This window comes from Paenarthrobacter nicotinovorans, assembly GCF_007670255.1.
Lineage (GTDB): Bacteria > Actinomycetota > Actinomycetes > Actinomycetales > Micrococcaceae > Arthrobacter > Arthrobacter nicotinovorans_B.
In genome coordinates this window covers 521,306-538,137 of the sequence record NZ_SZVS01000002.1, presented here as the reverse complement: position 1 = coordinate 538,137, position 16,832 = coordinate 521,306, and the positions used below count along the sequence as shown (strand labels likewise).

Below are 16,832 nucleotides of genomic sequence, written 5' to 3'. Positions count from 1 at the left end.
CGGCCGCCCACCTCGCGCGAGGTGGGCGGCCGCCGTCGTTATTGCCGTACTAGTTGGCCGGGTAGTTGCGCTCCGGCTCCCCTGTGTAGAGCTGCCGCGGGCGGCCGATCTTGGTCTGCGGATCGTTGATCATTTCGCGCCACTGGGCAATCCAGCCCGGGAGGCGGCCGATGGCGAAGAGAACGGTGAACATCTTCTCCGGGAAGCCCATCGCCTTGTAGATGAGGCCGGTGTAGAAGTCGACGTTCGGGTACAGCTTGCGCTGGATGAAGTAGTCGTCCGCAAGAGCCTTCTCTTCAAGGCGCATGGCGATGTCCAGCAGTTCGTCGTTGCCGCCGAGCTTGCCCAGGACCTCGTGGGCCGTGGCCTTGATGATCTTGGCACGGGGATCGTAGTTCTTGTAGACGCGGTGTCCGAAGCCCATGAGGCGGACGCCGTCTTCCTTGTTCTTGACCTTCTCCATGTAGTCCTCGGGCTTGATGCCGTCGGCCTGGATCTGGCGGAGCATCTTGAGTACGGCCTCGTTGGCGCCACCGTGGGCGGGACCAAACAGGGCATTGATGCCAGCCGAAACCGAGGCGAAGAGGTTCGCGTTGGAAGAGCCCACCAGGCGAACGGTGGACGTCGAACAGTTCTGCTCGTGGTCTGCGTGCAGGATGAGCAGGAGGTCCAGTGCCTTGACGACTACCGGGTCCATTTCGTACTGCTCGGCCGGAAGGCCGAAGCTCAGGCGCAGGAAGTTCTCCACCAGGTTCATGGAGTTGTCCGGGTACAGCATGGGCTGGCCGATGGACTTCTTGTGCGCGTACGCCGCGATGACGGGCAGCTTGGCCATCAGGCGGATGGTGGAAACTTCCACGTGCTCTGCATTGAAGGGATCCAGCGAGTCCTGGTAGAACGTGGACAGGGCCGAGACGGCAGAAGAAAGAACCGGCATCGGGTGGGCATCGCGCGGGAAGCCTCCGAAGAAGCCCTTGAGTTCCTCGTGCAGGAGTGTGTGGCGGCGGATGCGCTGATCGAACTCTTCGAGCTCCGTGGGAGTGGGAAGGTTGCCGTAGATCAGCAGGTAGGAAACTTCGAGGAAGCTCGAGTGCTGTGCGAGCTGCTCGATGGGGTAACCGCGGTAGCGCAGGATGCCTGCGTCGCCGTCGATGTAGGTAATGGCCGAGGTGGTGGCCGCTGTGTTCATGAAGCCGGGGTCATAGGCAACGGCGCCCGTCTGCTTCAGCAGCTTGGAAACGTCGTAACCTTCGTTTCCTTCTACAACCTTGATGCGCGGCAGTTCGAGTTCGCCGCCGGCATGGCGCAGTGTCGCGCTGGTGGTCTCAGTCATGGAGTCCCCTTCATGAGGCCTTTGGGCCTCTATCGAACGCTTGTCCAACCACCTTCTGGTGCCGCCGTTGCAAGGCCTGCTGTTGCAGGGCTCCAACGCCCGGAGTGCATTCTTAGAGAAGGCCACCATTGATAGTCAGTTAAAAGCTACCGCCAGTAACCCTGCGGAACTAATCCGTAGCCTCCGGTTACTGGCGGAATGGCGCCATAAGTGGCGCAAGTCACAGCATTGTTATGCGTTGGCGACAAGCCTCTCCACAGCGGCACCGATACGCTCGTCGGTGCCGGTCAGTGCGACGCGGATGAACCCATTGCCGGCGTCTCCGTAGAAGACGCCAGGGCCAACCACGATGCCGAGGTCAGCGAAGCGCGCAACCGTGTCCCAGGTGGCTTCGCCTGCCGTGGACCACAGGTAAAGCCCGGCCTTCGACTCATGGATCTGAAGCCCGAACTGCTCCAATGCCGGAACAAGACGCTCGCGTCGGCCCCTGTACAGCTCCTTCTGGGCCAGGACGTGGCCGGCGTCGCCCAGAGCGACGCGCATGGCTTCCTGGATCGGGTACGGAACGATCATGCCCGCATGCTTGCGGCTGTTGACCATGTTGGCGATGATCGCCGAATCACCGGCAGCGAAGGCCGCACGGTAGCCGGCCAGATTGGATTGCTTGCTCAGGGAATAGACACTGAGCAGGCCATCGGTGGAGCCACCGGTAACCCGGGGATCCAGGATGCTGGGGACGGCTTCTCCTCCGCGCTGGGCATCCCATTCGCCCCAGCCCAGTTCCGCGTAGCATTCGTCCGAAGCGACCACTGCACCAACCTCGCGGGCCTGGCCTACGATCCGGCGCAGGGATTCGACGTCGCGGACACTTCCGGTGGGGTTGCCCGGTGAGTTGATCCAGATCAAGCGGACCTTCGCGCGGGTGGCCGGATCAAGCTCGTCCAGGTCATCGGCGGCAACCGCGGTAGCCCCGGCGAGGGAGGCCCCGATGTCGTACGTCGGGTAGGCAACGGTGGGGCGGACCACAACATCGCCGGCGCCCAGCCCGAGCAGGAACGGCAGCCAGGCCACAAGTTCCTTGGAGCCGACCGTCGGCAGCACATCCTTGGGATCGAGGCCCGGCACCCCGCGACGGCTGGCAAACCAGTCCACGACGGCTTGGCGCAATGGCTCGGTGCCGTGGACTGTCGGGTAGCCGTGGGCGTCCGATGCTGCCGCCAGGGCGTCACGGATGAGTCCCGGCGTCGGGTCCACAGGAGTTCCGATGGAGAGGTTCACTGCCCCGCCCGGGTGCTTGGACGCCGTCGCAACGTACGGAGCCATGGCCTCCCACGGGTAGTCGGGCAGGTTAAGGCCAAAGGCGGGGGCCGCGGAAATCAAGGATGCAACCGCCCTTAGTGGTCTTGGTTCTGCGGGGGAAGGGCGGCAATGAACGGGTGGTCCTTGCCGGTGTTGCCGATCTTCGCTGCGCCACCCGGGGAACCGAGGTCGTCAAAGAACTCGACGTTGGCCTTGTAGTAGTCGGCCCATTCTTCCGGGGTGTCATCTTCGTAGTAGATGGCCTCCACAGGGCACACAGGTTCGCAGGCACCACAGTCGACGCACTCGTCGGGGTGGATGTAGAGGGAACGCTCACCTTCGTAAATGCAGTCGACAGGGCATTCTTCAATACATGCCTTGTCCTTGACATCCACACACGGCTGCGCGATTACGTACGTCACGTCCCAGACCTCTCCACGGTTTGTCCCGGCGATGGCCGGGTAATACTGCCGGCTTCATGCCGGGCACTCAACTTCCGAGCCTATTATCCAACAGTGCGATCACGCCAACCTAGCCCGCGTCTTAGTATGAAACGGTGAATCCGCCACATTTGCCTCCACGCCAATTCCTGCTCAACGCAACGCCGGGCATACGGGTGGTGGTGCGGTACCGGATCGACGACGGGCTCACCGACGCACTGGGCTACCTGCTGGCCAGCAACGACACCGCATGTACCGTACGGACCCGCACCACCGACGTCGAAATTCCCTTGTCGATGGTCATCGCCGCGAAGGAGGTACCGCCGCCACCGCCGCGGCGGCAGGCCCGGTAGATCGGAGCCGACTGGCGACTACGAGCATGACCAGCGTCACTGCGCCGATACCGTAAATCCACACTGTTCCCGGCGTATCGCCGAGCACCAGCTGCTTCCCTGATCCAGCGGACGACAAAACGCCGACGGCGGCATAGGCCACCACGCCTGCCACCGCCGTCGGGAGGATGGAGCGGGACCACGCCGCCAGCCACAGCTGCACTGAGGCGAGCAGCAGCAGCGCGGCGGCAACTCCCCAGAAAATTTCGACGCCGAACCAGAGACCCGACTGCCGGTGCAGCGCCGTACCTGCCGCAGCAACGAAAAGAGCCGCCGGTACGGCCGCAGCAATACCACGGACCGTACCGGCGACTCCCCTCTTCATGAAGCTGTTCCGGGCTGGTTCAGAACCAGTTAGGACTAGGCCTTGGCGCGGGCGCGGTTGGCCTTGGCGCGCTCGTTGGAGTCGAGGATGACCTTGCGGATACGGATATCTTCCGGGGTCACCTCAACGCACTCGTCTTCGCGGGCGAATTCGAGGGACTCTTCGAGGGTCAGCTCGCGCGGCGGCGTCAGGTTCTCGAAGGAGTCGGAGGAAGCAGCACGCATGTTGGTGAGCTTCTTTTCCTTGGTGATGTTGACGTCCATGTCGTCAGCGCGGGAGTTCTCGCCAACGATCATGCCTTCGTAGACCTCGGACGTGGGCTTCACGAAGAAGGAACCGCGTTCCTGGAGGTTGATCATGGCGAACGGCGTCACGACACCGGCACGGTCGGCAACCATCGAACCGTTGGTGCGGTATTCGATGGGACCGGCCCACGGCTCGTAGCCTTCGGAGATGGAGGCTGCGATACCGGCGCCACGGGTGTCCGTGAGGAACCGCGTGCGGAAACCGATCAGGCCACGGGCAGGAACGATGAATTCCATGCGGCACCAGCCGGTACCGTGGTTGGCCATGTTGGTCATGCGGCCCTTGCGGGCTGCCATGAGCTGGGTGACGGCGCCGAGGTACTCTTCCGGAACGTCGATGGTCATGTGTTCCATCGGCTCGTGGAGCTTGCCGTCGATGGTCTTGGTAACAACCTGGGGCTTGCCGACGGTCAGCTCGAAGCCTTCGCGACGCATCTGCTCAACGAGGATGGCCAGGGCGAGCTCGCCACGACCCTGGACTTCCCAGGCGTCAGGACGCTCGGTGGGGAGCACCTTGATGGAGACGTTACCGATCAGTTCCTTGTCCAGGCGGTCCTTCACCTGGCGGGCGGTGACCTTGGCGCCCTTGACCTTGCCGGCCAGCGGGGAGGTGTTGATACCGATGGTCATGGAGATCGCGGGATCGTCCACCGTGATCAGCGGCAGCGGCTGCGGGTTCTCGGCATCCGTGAGGGTTTCACCAATGGTGATGTCCTCAATACCGGCGACTGCCACGATTTCACCGGGGCCGGCTTCTTCGGCAGGCACACGGGTCAGCGCCTTGGTGGCCAGCAGTTCAGTGATCTTGACGTTCTTGACTTCGCCGTTGGCGCGCGCCCAGGCAACCGTCTGGCCCTTGCGGAGGGTGCCGTTGTAGATGCGGAGCAGGGCGAGGCGGCCAAGGAACGGCGATGCGTCGAGGTTGGTCACGTGTGCCTGCAGCACGCCGTCCGGGTTGTACGTGGGAGCAGGGATGTGCTCGATGATGGTCTTGAAGAGGGGCTCGAGGTCCTCGTTCTCCGGCGCCGAGCCGTTGGCCGGCTGCTCCAGGGACGCTCGGCCAACCTTGGCGGCGGCGTAAACCACGGGAACTTCGAGGACCTTGTCCAGGTCGAGGTCCGGAACTTCGTCCGCGAGGTCCGAGGCGAGGCCCAGGAGCAGGTCCATGGACTCGTGGACGACCTCGTCGATGCGGGCATCGGGACGGTCGGTCTTGTTGACCAGGAGGATAACGGGCAGGTGCGCAGCAAGGGCCTTGCGGAGCACGAAGCGGGTCTGCGGCAGGGGGCCCTCGGAAGAGTCGACCAGCAGCACAACGCCGTCAACCATGGACAGGCCGCGCTCCACCTCGCCACCGAAGTCGGCGTGGCCGGGAGTGTCGATCACGTTGATGGTGATGGTCTCGCCGTTGGAGGACGGGCCGTTGTAGGCAACCGTGGTGTTCTTCGCGAGGATGGTGATGCCCTTTTCGCGCTCCAGGTCACCGGAGTCCATGACGCGGTCCTCAACCTCACCGTGGGAAGCGAAGGAGTTGGTCTGCTTGAGCATGGCGTCGACCAGGGTGGTCTTGCCGTGGTCAACGTGTGCGACGATCGCGACGTTGCGCAGATCGCTCCGCGACGCAGTGTTGGTGATGGTTTCAGACATGCGTTTATGACTCGTTTCAGTGGTGAAGTCAGCTGTTTGTATCCGCGCGCATACCTGATCGACTTGATCGGAACACACAGCGAAAAGACCCCGGGACACAGGGCACCTGCATCCAGTCTAAACGCAGATGCATTTATGAGCCTAAAAAGCAAGCTATTGGCCTCCGGATTGTGGCATCAGTCACAGGAGGTCACGTGTTCGTAAACACAAGTCAAGATGCTGGATTTTCCTGAGCCGGTGCTTGATGATTGCAGCAGAACCAGTGCCCCACGGAGACCAATCAATGCGCCAATCTTCGGCCGTGTTCCGCATGATCGCACCGTTGATCGCCGTCGGCGTCCTCGCGGTCGGTTGCGGACCAGCGCCAACCAGTGCCCCTGCTCCATCCGTCGCGCCCGCGCCTGCCCGGACGGCGGCCTCCGACAAACCGCTGAGGGTTGCCCCGGAACCCAGTGCGATGAACCTCCCCGCCGGTTCCCTTTATAAGAATCCAGCGAACAACCGCAATGAACTCGTGCTGGCTGACATCCGCCACACAGCGGTGCTGATCGGAGATTCACAGGCCATGCCTGCAGGGTCCTGGCCCCAGCAAGGCATCGCAGCCCTGGGGTACAAGCTGCATGTTGTAGGCATGGGTGGCACCGGATACGTGGCAACCAACGGCAAGACGGGCAACTACATCGACGCCCTCCAACGCGGCGACTGGGTGCTCCCCTACGGCGAGCCACCTCTGATTGTGGTGGAAGGCGGCGGGAACGACGCCACGCAGCGCGCTACGGATGCCCAAATCACGAGCAATGCCGAACGTTTGCTCGCCGCGCTGAAAACCCGCTACCCCGGTTCGCGCCTGGCCATGATCGGTACCCTGGCACGCGGTGTCAGCAACGGAGGCGGACGCCGGACTGAAGTGGACGCCCTCCTGGGGCGGATCGCGGCCAAACATGGCATCCCGTTCGTCAGTGCGGGCGATTGGTTGACCCGTTACGACGCCATCGGTGACCTCCAAGACGGCGTTCATCTGAAGCCGACCGGGCACGCAAAGCTCGGCGTAGCACTGGCCCGCGAACTCACCGCCCTGGGCCTCACGGCCCGCCCGGACAGTTCTCCGGCAGCCAAGTAGGCTGACCTCGGTTAAGTAGGCAAGAGCCGGTGGTTCCCTTTGAATGGAACCACCGGCTCTTGCTTTGAAATTACGACGCCGGTCAGGCCACCGCGGGCGGCAGGAGCAGCGAACCACCGGGAATCGCGTCCAGGAGGGCCTGGGTGTAGGCCTCGCGGGGATTCTCGAAGACGTCATCGGTGCTGCCCGTTTCCACGAGCTTGCCCTTTTCCATGACGCACACGTGGTCCGCGATCTGCCGGACCACAGCGAGGTCGTGGGTGATGAACAGGTAGGTCAACCCGAGGTTGTCCTGAAGGTCGGCCAGCAAGTTCAGTACCTGCGCCTGGACCAGGACATCGAGCGCGGACACGGCCTCGTCACAGATGATGACCTCAGGGTCCAAGGCTAAGGCGCGTGCGATTGCAATGCGCTGACGCTGGCCACCGGAGAGTTCGTTCGGGTACCGCTGCATCATGGACTGCGGCAAAGCCACCTGGTCCAGCAGCTCGCGTACCTTCTTTTCGCGACTGGCGGCGTTCCCGATCTTGTGGACGCGCAACGGCTCTTCAATGGTCCTGAAGATGTTGTACATCGGGTCCAAGGAACCGTAGGGGTCCTGGAAGATGGGCTGCACGCGGCGGCGGAACTTGAAGAGTTCCTTGCCCTTCAACCCTGCTGTGTCCACACCGTCGAAGATGATCTGGCCCTCTGTAGGCTTTTCAAGCTGGAGCACCATTTTGGCAACGGTGGACTTGCCCGAACCGGACTCCCCCACAATTGCCGTGGTGGTACCGCGCTTCACAGCGAAGCTGACATCATCCACTGCTGCGAAGTCCGTCGCCTGGCCCAGGCCCTGGCGCAGCTTGTAAATTTTGCGCAGATTCTTGATCTGCAGGACGTCATCGGTTGCCCGTTCCTCGACCGCGGCCACAGGAGCAAGCAGGTCTCCCGCTTCCACTCCCTGTTCCTTGGCAACCTGGATGCGGCGCGAGGCCAATGACGGTGCAGACTCGACAAGGCGTCGGGTGTAGGGGTGTTGCGGATTGCGGAGCAATTCCAGGGAAGGCCCTGCCTCCACCACGTTGCCCTGGTACATCACGATGACCTTGTCCGCACGCTCTGCAGCGAGTCCGAGGTCGTGGGTGATAAGCAGCACCGACGTACCAAGTTCGGTGGTCATCTTGTCCAAGTGGTCCAGGATTTTCCGCTGAACCGTGACATCCAAAGCTGAAGTCGGTTCATCGGCGATCAGCAGCTTGGGCTGGCAGCTCAGGCCAATGGCGATGAGCGCGCGTTGGCGCATACCGCCGGAGAATTCGTGCGGGTACTGCTTTGCACGCCGGGCAGCATCCGGAAGACCGGCCTCTGCGAGGACGCGGGCAACATCTTCTGGGCCATCCGGCCGGCCATTGGCCTTAAGGGTTTCCCTGACCTGATATCCGATCTTCCACACGGGGTTGAGGTTGGACATGGGGTCCTGCGGAACCATGCCGATGTGGCTGCCACGCAGTTCGATCATGCGCTTCTCCGGCGCATGGGCGATGTCTTCGCCGTCGAGCAGTATCTGCCCACCCGAGACGCGTCCGTTGGTGGGCAACAAGCCGATGGCGGCCAGCGCCGTCGTCGATTTTCCTGAACCCGATTCACCCACGATGGCGACCGTCTCGCCCGGCATGATGGTCAAGTGCGCGTTCTTTACTGCCTTGACCTCTCCGGAACCGGTCTTGAAGGTGATGGCCAGGTCCTTGATTTCCAGGATTGGCCGCACTGGTGCAGTGGCTTCATCAATTCTGATGTTGGCAGAAGTCATGGTCGCCTCCTTAGCGCTGACGGCTCTTGGGATCAAGAGCATCGCGGACGGCGTCGCCAAGCATGATGAAGCTCAGGACGGTGATGGACAGGGCGGCTGCCGGGTAAAGCAGGATGGACGGGTTGGTCCGGATGGATGCCTGCGCTCCTGCGATGTCGTTACCCCAGGACATGATGCCTGGGGGCAGTCCGATACCCAGGAAGGACAGCGTTGCTTCGGCGACGATGAAAACACCGAGTTCCAGCGTTGCCAGCACGATGACCGGTGCCAAGGCGTTGGGCAATGCGTGGCGAACGAGTGCACCAAACTTGGACACGCCCAGCGAACGGGCAGCTGTCACGAAGTCGGCATTACGTACCTCAATGACCGCGCCACGGGTAATTCTCGCCATTTGTGGCCATGCCAAGAGCGATATCACCAAAACCACGGTCCATACGCTCCGGTTTTCCCGGAACAACGGCAGCTGCGTGATGACGAGTGCACCCAGAATGAGCGGAAGCGCAAAGAAGATGTCACCCAACCGCGCCAGGACGGCATCCAACCAGCCGCCGTAGTACCCGGCCAGAGCACCCAACGTCACGCCGATAACCAGCACGCACAGCACCGAAAGCACGCCTACGGACAACGAGGCCTGAGTACCATGAACCACCCGGGAGAAAACATCACAACCCTGAAGGGTGAAACCAAACGGGTGACCAGCAGTGGGGCCGCCCTCGGAGTTGGCGAGCTGGCAGTCATTGTTGGGAGCAACGTTGGTGAAAACACCGGGGAAGATCGCGACAAAAGTCAGAAAAAGGATGAGCAATGCCGAAACGATAAACATTGGCCGGCGGCGCAGCTTGCGCCATGCGTCAGCCCACAGGCTCAAAGGAGCTTCGTCCACCTTGACAGAGTCGGTGGCCTGAAGAGGGGTTTCGTCGACGGGAGCGACAAAATGTTCTGGGTTACTGGTCATAGCGGATCCTCGGGTCAAGCCAGGCGTACAGGAGGTCTACAAGCAAGTTGGCCGCCACGAAGACGAGCACCAGAACGCTGACGATCGCCACGACCGTAGGTCCTTCGCCTCGCAGAACGGCTTGATACAGCTTGTTGCCAATGCCGGGAACGTTGAAGATGCCCTCGGTGACAATTGCTCCGCCCATGAGCCCGCCAAGGTTGGCACCAAGATAGGTGACCACGGGAATCATCGAGTTGCGGAGGATATGTGCCATCACAACGCGGGGCCGGGACAGGCCCTTGGCAGTGGCAGTGCGAACGTAGTCGGCATTCATGTTTTCGATGACCGAGGCCCGGGTCAGGCGCAGCACGTAGGCAAAGGAGACCAACCCGAGGACGATGGCCGGAAGAAGCAGGTTGCCCCAATCGGCGTTGCCACCGACTGTTGGCTTGGCCCAGCCGAGCTGGACACCGAAGACGAGCTGGAACACGAAGCCGAGCACAAAGGTAGGCACGGCAATGACGATCAGGGACGTCACCAGAACTGTGGAGTCAAACAGCTTGCCCTTGCGGAGCCCCGCGAAAACACCAAACGCCACCCCAAAGACGGCCTGGATAATGATTGCTTCAATCGCGAGCATGGCGGTGACGGGGAATGCCCTGGCCAGCGCTGCTGCGATGGGTTGCTGGGTGAAGTCGACGCCAAGATTGAACGTGAACAGGTTCTTGAGGAAGATCCCGTATTGGACCCAGAACGGTTGGTCCAGGTTGTATTGAGCACGCAAGGCGTCGATCACGCTTTGCGGTGGCTGGCGATCACCAAACAGTGCAGCGATGGGGTCGCCCGGAAGTGCGAAGACCATGTAGTACACAAGGAGGGTGGTCCCCAGGAAGACTGGGATTACCTGAAGCAGCCTCCGAAGAATGTAGCGAACCACAGGGTCACCTCTTTCCGTTGGTTATTCGATGGGGTGTCATTTCTACCTTCCTGCCGCAGCAGGCGAATGGGGGCCCGGCTTCCAAGCCGGACCCCCATTGCCTTACGGCAAGCTCAGATCCTGCGGATTACTTCGCTTCGATGTTGAAGTAGCGAATGCCACCGTTCCAGCCGGTTTCGGCCGAGATGACGTTGTTGCTCCACACGATCGCACGGGCCTGGTCCCACAGGGGCAGACCGGGAAGGTCCTGGAACAGGACTTCCTGTGCTTGGTTGAACTTTGCGTTTGCTTCCTCAGTGGACTTGGCCGCCAGGCCTTCCTTGAGGAGCTTGTCGAACTCAGGGTTCGAGTACTTCTCGTAGTTGGACGAAGCGTTGGTGGCCCACACCGGTCCCAGGAAGTTGTACAGGGACGGGTAGTCACCCTGCCAGCCAGCGCGGGTCAGACCCGGGAGGGACTGCGACTTGCGCAGGTCCAGGACTTCGGCGAACTTCGCGAACGGCTGGATTTCAGCCTCGATGCCGAGGTTGTTCTTGAAACCGTTTGCCACGGCTTCGATCCATTCCTTGTTGCCACCGTCAGTGTTGGAGGCGATGAGCAACGGCTTGGATCCGTCGTAAGGCTTGATCTTCTCAGCCTGGGCCCAGAGGTCCTTGGCCTTGGCAGCGTCGAACTTGAGCACTTCGCTGCCCTTGAGGTCAGCCTTGAAACCATCGATGACCGGCGGAGCGAAGGCCTTGGCGGCAGTACGCGTACCGCTGAAGACAACCTTCGCGATCTCTTCGCGGTTGATCGCGTAGGACAGCGCCTGGCGGCGAAGCTTTCCGGCTTCACCCTGGAAGTTCGGGTTGTACGGCGGGATGTTCAGCGTGGAGTCGGTAGCCACCGGCTTGGTGGAGTTCCGGTCCGGGAAGTCCGTGGTGTAGGTCTTCAGGGCGTTGGACGGGATGACGTCAGTGATGTCAAGGTTGTCGGCCTGCAGGTCCGTGTATGCGGGGCCCGGGTCGGTGTAGAACTTGAAGGTCACGCCGCCGTTCTTCGCAGCACGGGGGCCGCTGTAGTCGGGGTTCTTGACCAGGGAGATGGACTGGTCGTGTACCCAGGCACCTTCCTTCGCCATCTTGTACGGGCCGTTACCGATCGGGTTCTCGCCGAACTTCTTGGAGTCCTTGAGTGCCTCGGAGGGAAGCGGGAAGAACGCCGAGTAGCCCAGACGCAGCGACCAGTCGGCCTCAGGCTGCGCGAGCTTCACGGTAATCGTGGAGTCGTCTTTGGCTACAAGGCCGGACATGGTCTGTGCCTTGGGAGCCGGAGTCGAGGTCTTCTTGCCATCGGCGCCCGTGGTCTCGTTGACTGCGCTGACATCGGCGTAGCCCTCGATGGACTCGAAGAAGAAGCCGTTGTTCTGGAGGTTGGTGCTCAGGGCAGCGAAGTTCCACGAGTCGACAAACGTCTTGGCCGTAATTGCCTCGCCGTTGGTGAACTTGGAACCGGACTTGACCTTGATGGTCCAGTTCTGCGAGTCGGTGGTGTCGATGGACTCAGCCAACGCGTTGACCGGCTTGCCGTCGGCGTCGTACGTGCGAAGGCCCTCGAACAGCAGTTCGACCACGCGGCCGCCATACACCTCGTTGGTGTTGGCGGGAAGCAGCGGGTTCTGCGGTTCGTTGCTGTACGCAGTGATTACTTTGTTCGGATCGACTGCGGCTGAGCTGTTGTTGCTGGTACCGGAGCCGCCGCCGCAGCCGGTCACTGCGAGGGCGATGATCGCCGCTACGCCTAGAGCTTTGGAAGTGCGCGAGAAACGCATTCCGCCTCCTATTAGTCAGGGAGTTGAGCAGGGGAAGTTTCGTGGTTTCCCCCAGCACGGCACAGTTTCCTACTGTGACGTTGCCTACATGTGAGTGTAAGCCTACCCACATTGCGTCCGGATGTTGGAACATGCTGGCCAAACTGTAACCGTTCCGCAACCTCTAGATGCCTAAAACGCCGGGAATTTCAAGTCAAACGTTACTCGGTGGTAGCATACGCTGTCTGACAGCAGGACAGGAAAGTTTTTTGGCAAGAAGGGCCGCGGTTTCGCACCCATGCGGTTAGACAGGCCCGGAACTCGGTAAATGGGAACTAGGTAATTGAGCGGATGAGATTCTGGATCGTTGGCAAGTCGGCGACAAGGGTGTCCCAGACCGCGTCATAGTCCGTGCCCTCATAGTGATGCGCGAGGCGATCCCGCATCCGCTTGATCAGCGACCACGGAACCTCGGGGTGCGAATTGGTCGCGTGAACACTCAAACGTGCTACGTTTTCGCCGATTTTGATAATCAACGATTCAGCCGCCAGCCCAGGAACATTGTCAGCATCGCCGATGTACCAAGCGCGGCCACGCCTGACGAGGGCCGCCGCGACGTCACACAAACGAACGATCTCCCCTAGTGCGGCTGCGTCCCTTTGATTCATAGGGCGACGGCGGTAGTCAGGATTTCGTGATCTTCACGCAATCCGCCGTCGGTGACGACGTCAACTTCCACCCCCAGCAAGTCACTTGCTTCCGCGGCAAACGCCGCGACAGTCAACAATCCAACCCCGGGCGATCGTGTGACCAGGATGTCAAGGTCGCTGCCTGGGCGGTCGGTGCCCCGAATGACTGAGCCGAAGACCCGCGGATTGCTAAGACCGAAGCGACCGGCCAGGCTTGCCAATTCCCGGCGGTGGACTTCGAGGGCTTCATGCGGGAGGGGGCGGGCGGCGGCACGCAGACGCTCAACCATCTGCGCAGATGCCCTACGCCGACCAGCTTCGTAGGCTGCAATGTTGGGCTGAGCCACGCCGGACCGGGATGCCAGCTCTGCCTGGCTGAGTCCGGCCGCTTCCCGAAGTTCCCGCACGACATTGGTCACTCCAAAATGATATCGCGTGATATGTACAACCGGCATGACGGAAGTCAAGTTCTCGCTCATCCGATCAGATACACCATTCCGCGCCCAGTTGTCACAAGGTTCGAGACAAAGCCCTTCGCCTGCTCCAGGTAATGAGCTGCATAGCTCACCTCAGATTCTTGGTCGGCGCGTGGTACAGCGGGTAGCCGCTGCCTCAGATCGTTCTCAGAGATGCGTTTCAGGTCCTGGGACACCGCCGCCATTTCCCCCGGCGTGAGAACGCGCAACCAGGAGTCCCATCCGTCGTGATGCATTGTTACTTGGCCTTCAAACATGCGAAATGCAGGTCTCACCTCCATCCCAGGTGCGGGAGGCGCGGTGCACGCTTGCAGCTGCCGCCACGCCTTATCCAGATAGAGCATGTCGCACTCAGGCACGGACTGTTTGAACGTGGCGATCGTGACCCCGTCCACACATTCAAGGCCCCAAGCGTCGGCTAATGGATCCGACGATAGAAAACGTCTCGGATCGGCAAGCGCAAGGTCGGTGACCTCGCCGTCGAAGGCATAAGCGTAGTATCTGATTCCCATATGCCAAGTGTGCTCAGCCGGATGGTGGAAAGGGACAGCTCAAAAGGCGTATGTGAATAACTCTCACCTGGGCGGCCTCCCGCGAACCGACCCCACTATGCTTGGGCCATGTCCACAGACGAAGAAAAAGATCCCCCGGTTCCTGCCGACGTCGAGGGAAAGATCCCGAAAAAGGTCCACGACGTCCCCGAGCCTGACGCGAAAACAACCGCCGAGGAAGAGCGCGAAAACTCCTAGGAATAACGTCCATCGGCCCCCACCCAACAGCAAAGGCCGCAGGGCATGAAGTGGTGAGACTCCATGACCTGCGGCCCTGTTGAGACGTCGGCGCCGAAATGGCCCCGGTCCTGACTAGACGTTGAAGCGGAACTCCACCACGTCGCCGTCGGCCATTACATACTCTTTGCCTTCGATGCGGACCTTGCCGCGGGACTTCGCCTCGGCCATGGAGCCGGCCTCGATGAGGTCATCGAAGGAGACAACTTCGGCCTTGATGAAGCCGCGCTGGAAGTCGGAGTGGATCACGCCGGCCGCCTGGGGCGCCGTGTCGCCCTGCCGGATGGTCCAGGCACGGGTTTCCTTGGGGCCGGCCGTGAGGTAGGTCTGCAGGCCGAGGGTGTGGAAGCCGACGCGCGCCAGCTGATCCAGGCCGGACTCGGACTGGCCGTTCATTTCCAGCATCTCGCGGGCTTCTTCCTCGTCGAGCTCAACGAGGTCGGACTCGAGTTTGGCGTCAAGGAAGACGGCATCTGCGGGGGCCACCAGGGCACGCAGTTCCTCCTGCTTGGCAGGATCTCCGAGGATGCCTTCGTCGGCGTTGAAGACGTAGATGAACGGCTTGGCCGTCAGGAGACCGAGCTCCTTGAGGTGGCCCATTTCGAGCTTGTCGCTCTTGATGGAGGAGAAGATGGTGTCGCCACGTTCCAGCACAACCTGGGCGGCCTTGATGGCGGCCAGTTCCGCGGCATCGCGCTTCTTGATTTTGACTTCTTTTTCGATGCGCGGGATCGCGTTTTCGATGGTCTGAAGGTCAGCGAGGATCAGCTCGGTGTTGATGGTCTCCATGTCGGAGCGCGGGTCGACCTTGCCATCGACGTGGATGACATCGGGATCGTCGAACACACGGACCACCTGTGCGATGGCCTCAGCCTCGCGGATGTTGGCCAGGAACTTGTTGCCCAGGCCTTCACCTTCGGACGCGCCCTTGACGATGCCCGCGATGTCCACGAAGGAAACCGGCGCCGGCAGCAAACGCTGGGAGCCGAAGATTTCGGCCAGCTTCGCCAGACGGGGGTCGGGCAGGTTCACGACGCCGACGTTCGGTTCGATCGTTGCGAACGGATAGTTCGCAGCGAGCACCTGGTTACGGGTCAGTGCGTTGAAAAGGGTTGATTTGCCGACGTTGGGCAGTCCGACGATGCCAATAGTAAGAGCCACGAGCATTGATTCTACCCGTTGGAGCGGTGTCTCCGCTTGTCGATGCCTGCCAACGGCCCTCCAACCGGGCGCCTCGCTAGAACTGTCGTACCCCTGTGACAGGGTTGCCTCATGGATGGATTTGGATTGGTTTTGGCCCTGCTGATGCTGCTGATCGGCGCCGCGGTCGGTCTCGCTGCCGGTTATGTTGTTTTCCGACGCCGGGGCGCAGGTTTGGAAGAGGACTTCGACGCCGTTTCGTCGCGGCTTTCCGAGGTGACGGCACAGTTGGCAGCGGCCGACGCCGAGCGGCGGCTCTTGTTCACGCAGAACCGCGAGTTGAGCGCGGCCAGGAACTCCGACGGCAGTGTTTTGCGGGCACTGGCTCCAGTCGCTGAGAAGCTGACAGCGGTCCAACAGCAGGTCTCGCTGCTGGAACGCGACCGTGTGGAGCAATACGGGCAACTTGCCCAACAGCTCCAGGATGCCCGCCTTTCCGATGAACAACTATTGAGGTCAACGCATGCCCTGGCCTCCGCACTGCGCTCCAACAGCGCACGCGGTCAGTGGGGCGAAGTCCAACTGCGCCGGGTGGTGGAGGCATCTGGAATGCTGCGGCACGTGGACTTCCACGAACAGGTCCATTCCGGCAAAACCGAGACCACTTTGAGGCCCGACCTCGTGGTTCAGCTTCCCGGAGGCAAGCAGCTGGTGGTGGACGCCAAGGTCCCTCTGGCCTCCTACCTCGCCGCCCAGGAGCAGTTGCACGGAGCTGGCTCCTTGGGAGAATCCGTCACGGCTGCCAGCGGCCAGGACTCCAGAGCTCTCCTGGCACAGCACGCGAAGGCGCTGAAGGCCCACATCGACGCCTTGGCTTCCAAAAAGTACTGGGACATCCCCGGCAACTCCCCCGAACTCGTGATCTGTTTCCTGCCGGCAGAGTCCATCCTGGCCTCCGCACTCGAGGCCGACCCTGCTTTGCTGGAGCACGCCCTGTCCCGGAACGTCGTCCTGGCCTCGCCCGGAACACTGCTGGCGGTCCTGAAATCAGTTGCTTTCACCTGGCGCCAGGATGTGCTCACCGACAGCGCCCACGAACTCTTCGAACTCGCCAAACAGCTCTACGAGCGCATGGGCACACTCGGAGAGAATGTCAGCAAGCTGGGGAGCTCCCTCAAGACCTCCGTGGACCGCTATAACGCCATGGTGGGGACCTTGGAGGCGCGCGTCCTCCCGACAGCCCGCAAGCTCAACACCATGGACGACGCCGGGCTCACAGCCCCGCCGTCTGTCGAAGCAGTCCCCCGGGCCCTGGCAGCCCCGGAACTCCTTGAGGACCGGGAAGACCACGAGTCGGCTGCCTGAACAAAACCGTCTGAACGAAAGACACCCGCAGCGCGCCGCCATGATGGCTGGCCCGCTG

At 61.7% G+C, this 16,832-nt stretch carries 17 protein-coding genes; 4 read left to right on the top strand and 13 right to left on the bottom strand.

What is annotated here, in order from left to right; genetic code table 11:
- Positions 1-49 precede the first annotated feature (49 nt).
- The 3 genes from FDP28_RS05360 to fdxA all read right to left on the bottom strand — a co-directional run bounded on the left by FDP28_RS05360 (position 50) and on the right by fdxA (position 3,054).
- Positions 50-1,333: a citrate synthase gene (locus FDP28_RS05360; protein WP_018776553.1), complete on the bottom strand. Its 1,284-nt coding sequence runs from the start codon at positions 1,331-1,333 to the stop codon at positions 50-52.
- Between the two features lie 231 nt (positions 1,334-1,564).
- Positions 1,565-2,713: a succinyldiaminopimelate transaminase gene (gene dapC, locus FDP28_RS05355; RefSeq protein WP_144659645.1), complete on the bottom strand. Its 1,149-nt coding sequence runs from the start codon at positions 2,711-2,713 to the stop codon at positions 1,565-1,567.
- Between the two features lie 14 nt (positions 2,714-2,727).
- The gene (gene fdxA, locus FDP28_RS05350) at positions 2,728-3,054 is read right to left on the bottom strand and encodes a ferredoxin (RefSeq protein WP_018776555.1); all 327 of its coding nucleotides are present in this window, start codon (positions 3,052-3,054) and stop codon (positions 2,728-2,730) included.
- A 134-nt stretch (positions 3,055-3,188) separates the two neighbouring features.
- Here fdxA and FDP28_RS05345 point away from each other — a divergent pair, with 134 nt between their 5' ends.
- Positions 3,189-3,425, top strand: coding sequence for a putative acetyltransferase (locus FDP28_RS05345; RefSeq protein WP_144659643.1), 237 nt, complete (start codon positions 3,189-3,191; stop codon positions 3,423-3,425).
- Here the strand turns inward: FDP28_RS05345 and FDP28_RS05340 are convergent.
- Together FDP28_RS05340 and typA are read right to left on the bottom strand one after the other, a co-directional pair.
- Positions 3,373-3,789, bottom strand: coding sequence for a hypothetical protein (locus tag FDP28_RS05340; RefSeq protein WP_144659640.1), 417 nt, complete (start codon positions 3,787-3,789; stop codon positions 3,373-3,375). The genes FDP28_RS05345 and FDP28_RS05340 overlap by 53 nt on opposite strands.
- A 35-nt stretch (positions 3,790-3,824) precedes the next feature.
- Positions 3,825-5,741, bottom strand: a complete 1,917-nt coding sequence (gene typA, locus FDP28_RS05335; RefSeq protein ID WP_144659638.1) for a translational GTPase TypA — start codon at positions 5,739-5,741, stop codon at positions 3,825-3,827.
- A 283-nt stretch (positions 5,742-6,024) separates the two neighbouring features.
- Between typA and FDP28_RS05330 the strand changes: the two genes are divergently transcribed.
- A complete protein-coding gene (locus FDP28_RS05330) occupies positions 6,025-6,861 on the top strand; it encodes an SGNH/GDSL hydrolase family protein (protein ID WP_260842343.1) in 837 nt (278 codons plus the stop codon).
- 82 nt (positions 6,862-6,943) lie between these two features.
- Here FDP28_RS05330 and FDP28_RS05325 read toward each other — a convergent pair whose 3' ends face one another.
- The 7 genes from FDP28_RS05325 to FDP28_RS05295 form a co-directional block, all read right to left on the bottom strand.
- Positions 6,944-8,653, bottom strand: a complete 1,710-nt coding sequence (locus FDP28_RS05325) for a dipeptide ABC transporter ATP-binding protein (RefSeq protein ID WP_144659632.1) — start codon at positions 8,651-8,653, stop codon at positions 6,944-6,946.
- A 10-nt stretch (positions 8,654-8,663) separates the two neighbouring features.
- Positions 8,664-9,608, bottom strand: coding sequence for an ABC transporter permease (locus FDP28_RS05320; protein WP_144659630.1), 945 nt, complete (start codon positions 9,606-9,608; stop codon positions 8,664-8,666).
- Positions 9,598-10,527: an ABC transporter permease gene (locus FDP28_RS05315; protein WP_144659627.1), complete on the bottom strand. Its 930-nt coding sequence runs from the start codon at positions 10,525-10,527 to the stop codon at positions 9,598-9,600. The genes FDP28_RS05320 and FDP28_RS05315 overlap by 11 nt, the downstream gene beginning before the upstream one ends.
- Positions 10,528-10,654: 127 nt before the next feature.
- Positions 10,655-12,337, bottom strand: a complete 1,683-nt coding sequence (locus FDP28_RS05310) for a peptide ABC transporter substrate-binding protein (RefSeq protein WP_144659625.1) — start codon at positions 12,335-12,337, stop codon at positions 10,655-10,657.
- A 314-nt stretch (positions 12,338-12,651) separates the two neighbouring features.
- Entirely contained in the window at positions 12,652-12,984 is a 333-nt protein-coding gene (locus FDP28_RS05305) for a HepT-like ribonuclease domain-containing protein (protein ID WP_144659622.1), read from the bottom strand.
- A complete protein-coding gene (locus tag FDP28_RS05300; protein WP_186313513.1) occupies positions 12,981-13,424 on the bottom strand; it encodes a helix-turn-helix domain-containing protein in 444 nt (147 codons plus the stop codon). Before FDP28_RS05300 ends, FDP28_RS05305 begins: the two co-directional genes overlap by 4 nt.
- 56 nt (positions 13,425-13,480) lie before the next feature.
- The gene (locus FDP28_RS05295; RefSeq protein ID WP_144659618.1) at positions 13,481-13,993 is read right to left on the bottom strand and encodes a DUF1877 family protein; all 513 of its coding nucleotides are present in this window, start codon (positions 13,991-13,993) and stop codon (positions 13,481-13,483) included.
- A 108-nt stretch (positions 13,994-14,101) separates the two neighbouring features.
- Here FDP28_RS05295 and FDP28_RS20745 point away from each other — a divergent pair, with 108 nt between their 5' ends.
- Entirely contained in the window at positions 14,102-14,230 is a 129-nt protein-coding gene (locus FDP28_RS20745; RefSeq protein ID WP_260842342.1) for a hypothetical protein, read from the top strand.
- A gap of 114 nt (positions 14,231-14,344) precedes the next feature.
- Here FDP28_RS20745 and ychF read toward each other — a convergent pair whose 3' ends face one another.
- On the bottom strand, positions 14,345-15,430 hold the full coding sequence (gene ychF / locus FDP28_RS05290; protein WP_144659616.1) for a redox-regulated ATPase YchF: 1,086 nt from the start codon (positions 15,428-15,430) through the stop codon (positions 14,345-14,347).
- Between the two features lie 111 nt (positions 15,431-15,541).
- Here ychF and FDP28_RS05285 point away from each other — a divergent pair, with 111 nt between their 5' ends.
- Positions 15,542-16,774: a DNA recombination protein RmuC gene (locus tag FDP28_RS05285; protein ID WP_144659613.1), complete on the top strand. Its 1,233-nt coding sequence runs from the start codon at positions 15,542-15,544 to the stop codon at positions 16,772-16,774.
- Positions 16,775-16,832: the final 58 nt, after the last annotated feature.

Excerpts from the sequence above, each read along its gene's own strand:
- typA (WP_144659638.1), bottom strand. The coding sequence starts at position 5,741 with ATGTCTGAAACCATCACCAACACTGCGTCGCGGAGCGATCTGCGCAAC.
- FDP28_RS05310 (WP_144659625.1), bottom strand. The coding sequence starts at position 12,337 with ATGCGTTTCTCGCGCACTTCCAAAGCTCTAGGCGTAGCGGCGATCATC.
- FDP28_RS05320 (WP_144659630.1), bottom strand. The coding sequence starts at position 9,608 with ATGACCAGTAACCCAGAACATTTTGTCGCTCCCGTCGACGAAACCCCT.
- FDP28_RS05340 (WP_144659640.1), bottom strand. The coding sequence starts at position 3,789 with ATGAAGAGGGGAGTCGCCGGTACGGTCCGTGGTATTGCTGCGGCCGTA.
- FDP28_RS05285 (WP_144659613.1), top strand. The coding sequence starts at position 15,542 with ATGGATGGATTTGGATTGGTTTTGGCCCTGCTGATGCTGCTGATCGGC.
- FDP28_RS05325 (WP_144659632.1), bottom strand. The coding sequence starts at position 8,653 with ATGACTTCTGCCAACATCAGAATTGATGAAGCCACTGCACCAGTGCGG.
- FDP28_RS05305 (WP_144659622.1), bottom strand. The coding sequence starts at position 12,984 with ATGAATCAAAGGGACGCAGCCGCACTAGGGGAGATCGTTCGTTTGTGT.
- FDP28_RS05295 (WP_144659618.1), bottom strand. The coding sequence starts at position 13,993 with ATGGGAATCAGATACTACGCTTATGCCTTCGACGGCGAGGTCACCGAC.
- FDP28_RS05360 (WP_018776553.1), bottom strand. The coding sequence starts at position 1,333 with ATGACTGAGACCACCAGCGCGACACTGCGCCATGCCGGCGGCGAACTC.
- FDP28_RS05330 (WP_260842343.1), top strand. The coding sequence starts at position 6,025 with ATGCGCCAATCTTCGGCCGTGTTCCGCATGATCGCACCGTTGATCGCC.
- FDP28_RS20745 (WP_260842342.1), top strand. The coding sequence starts at position 14,102 with ATGTCCACAGACGAAGAAAAAGATCCCCCGGTTCCTGCCGACGTCGAG.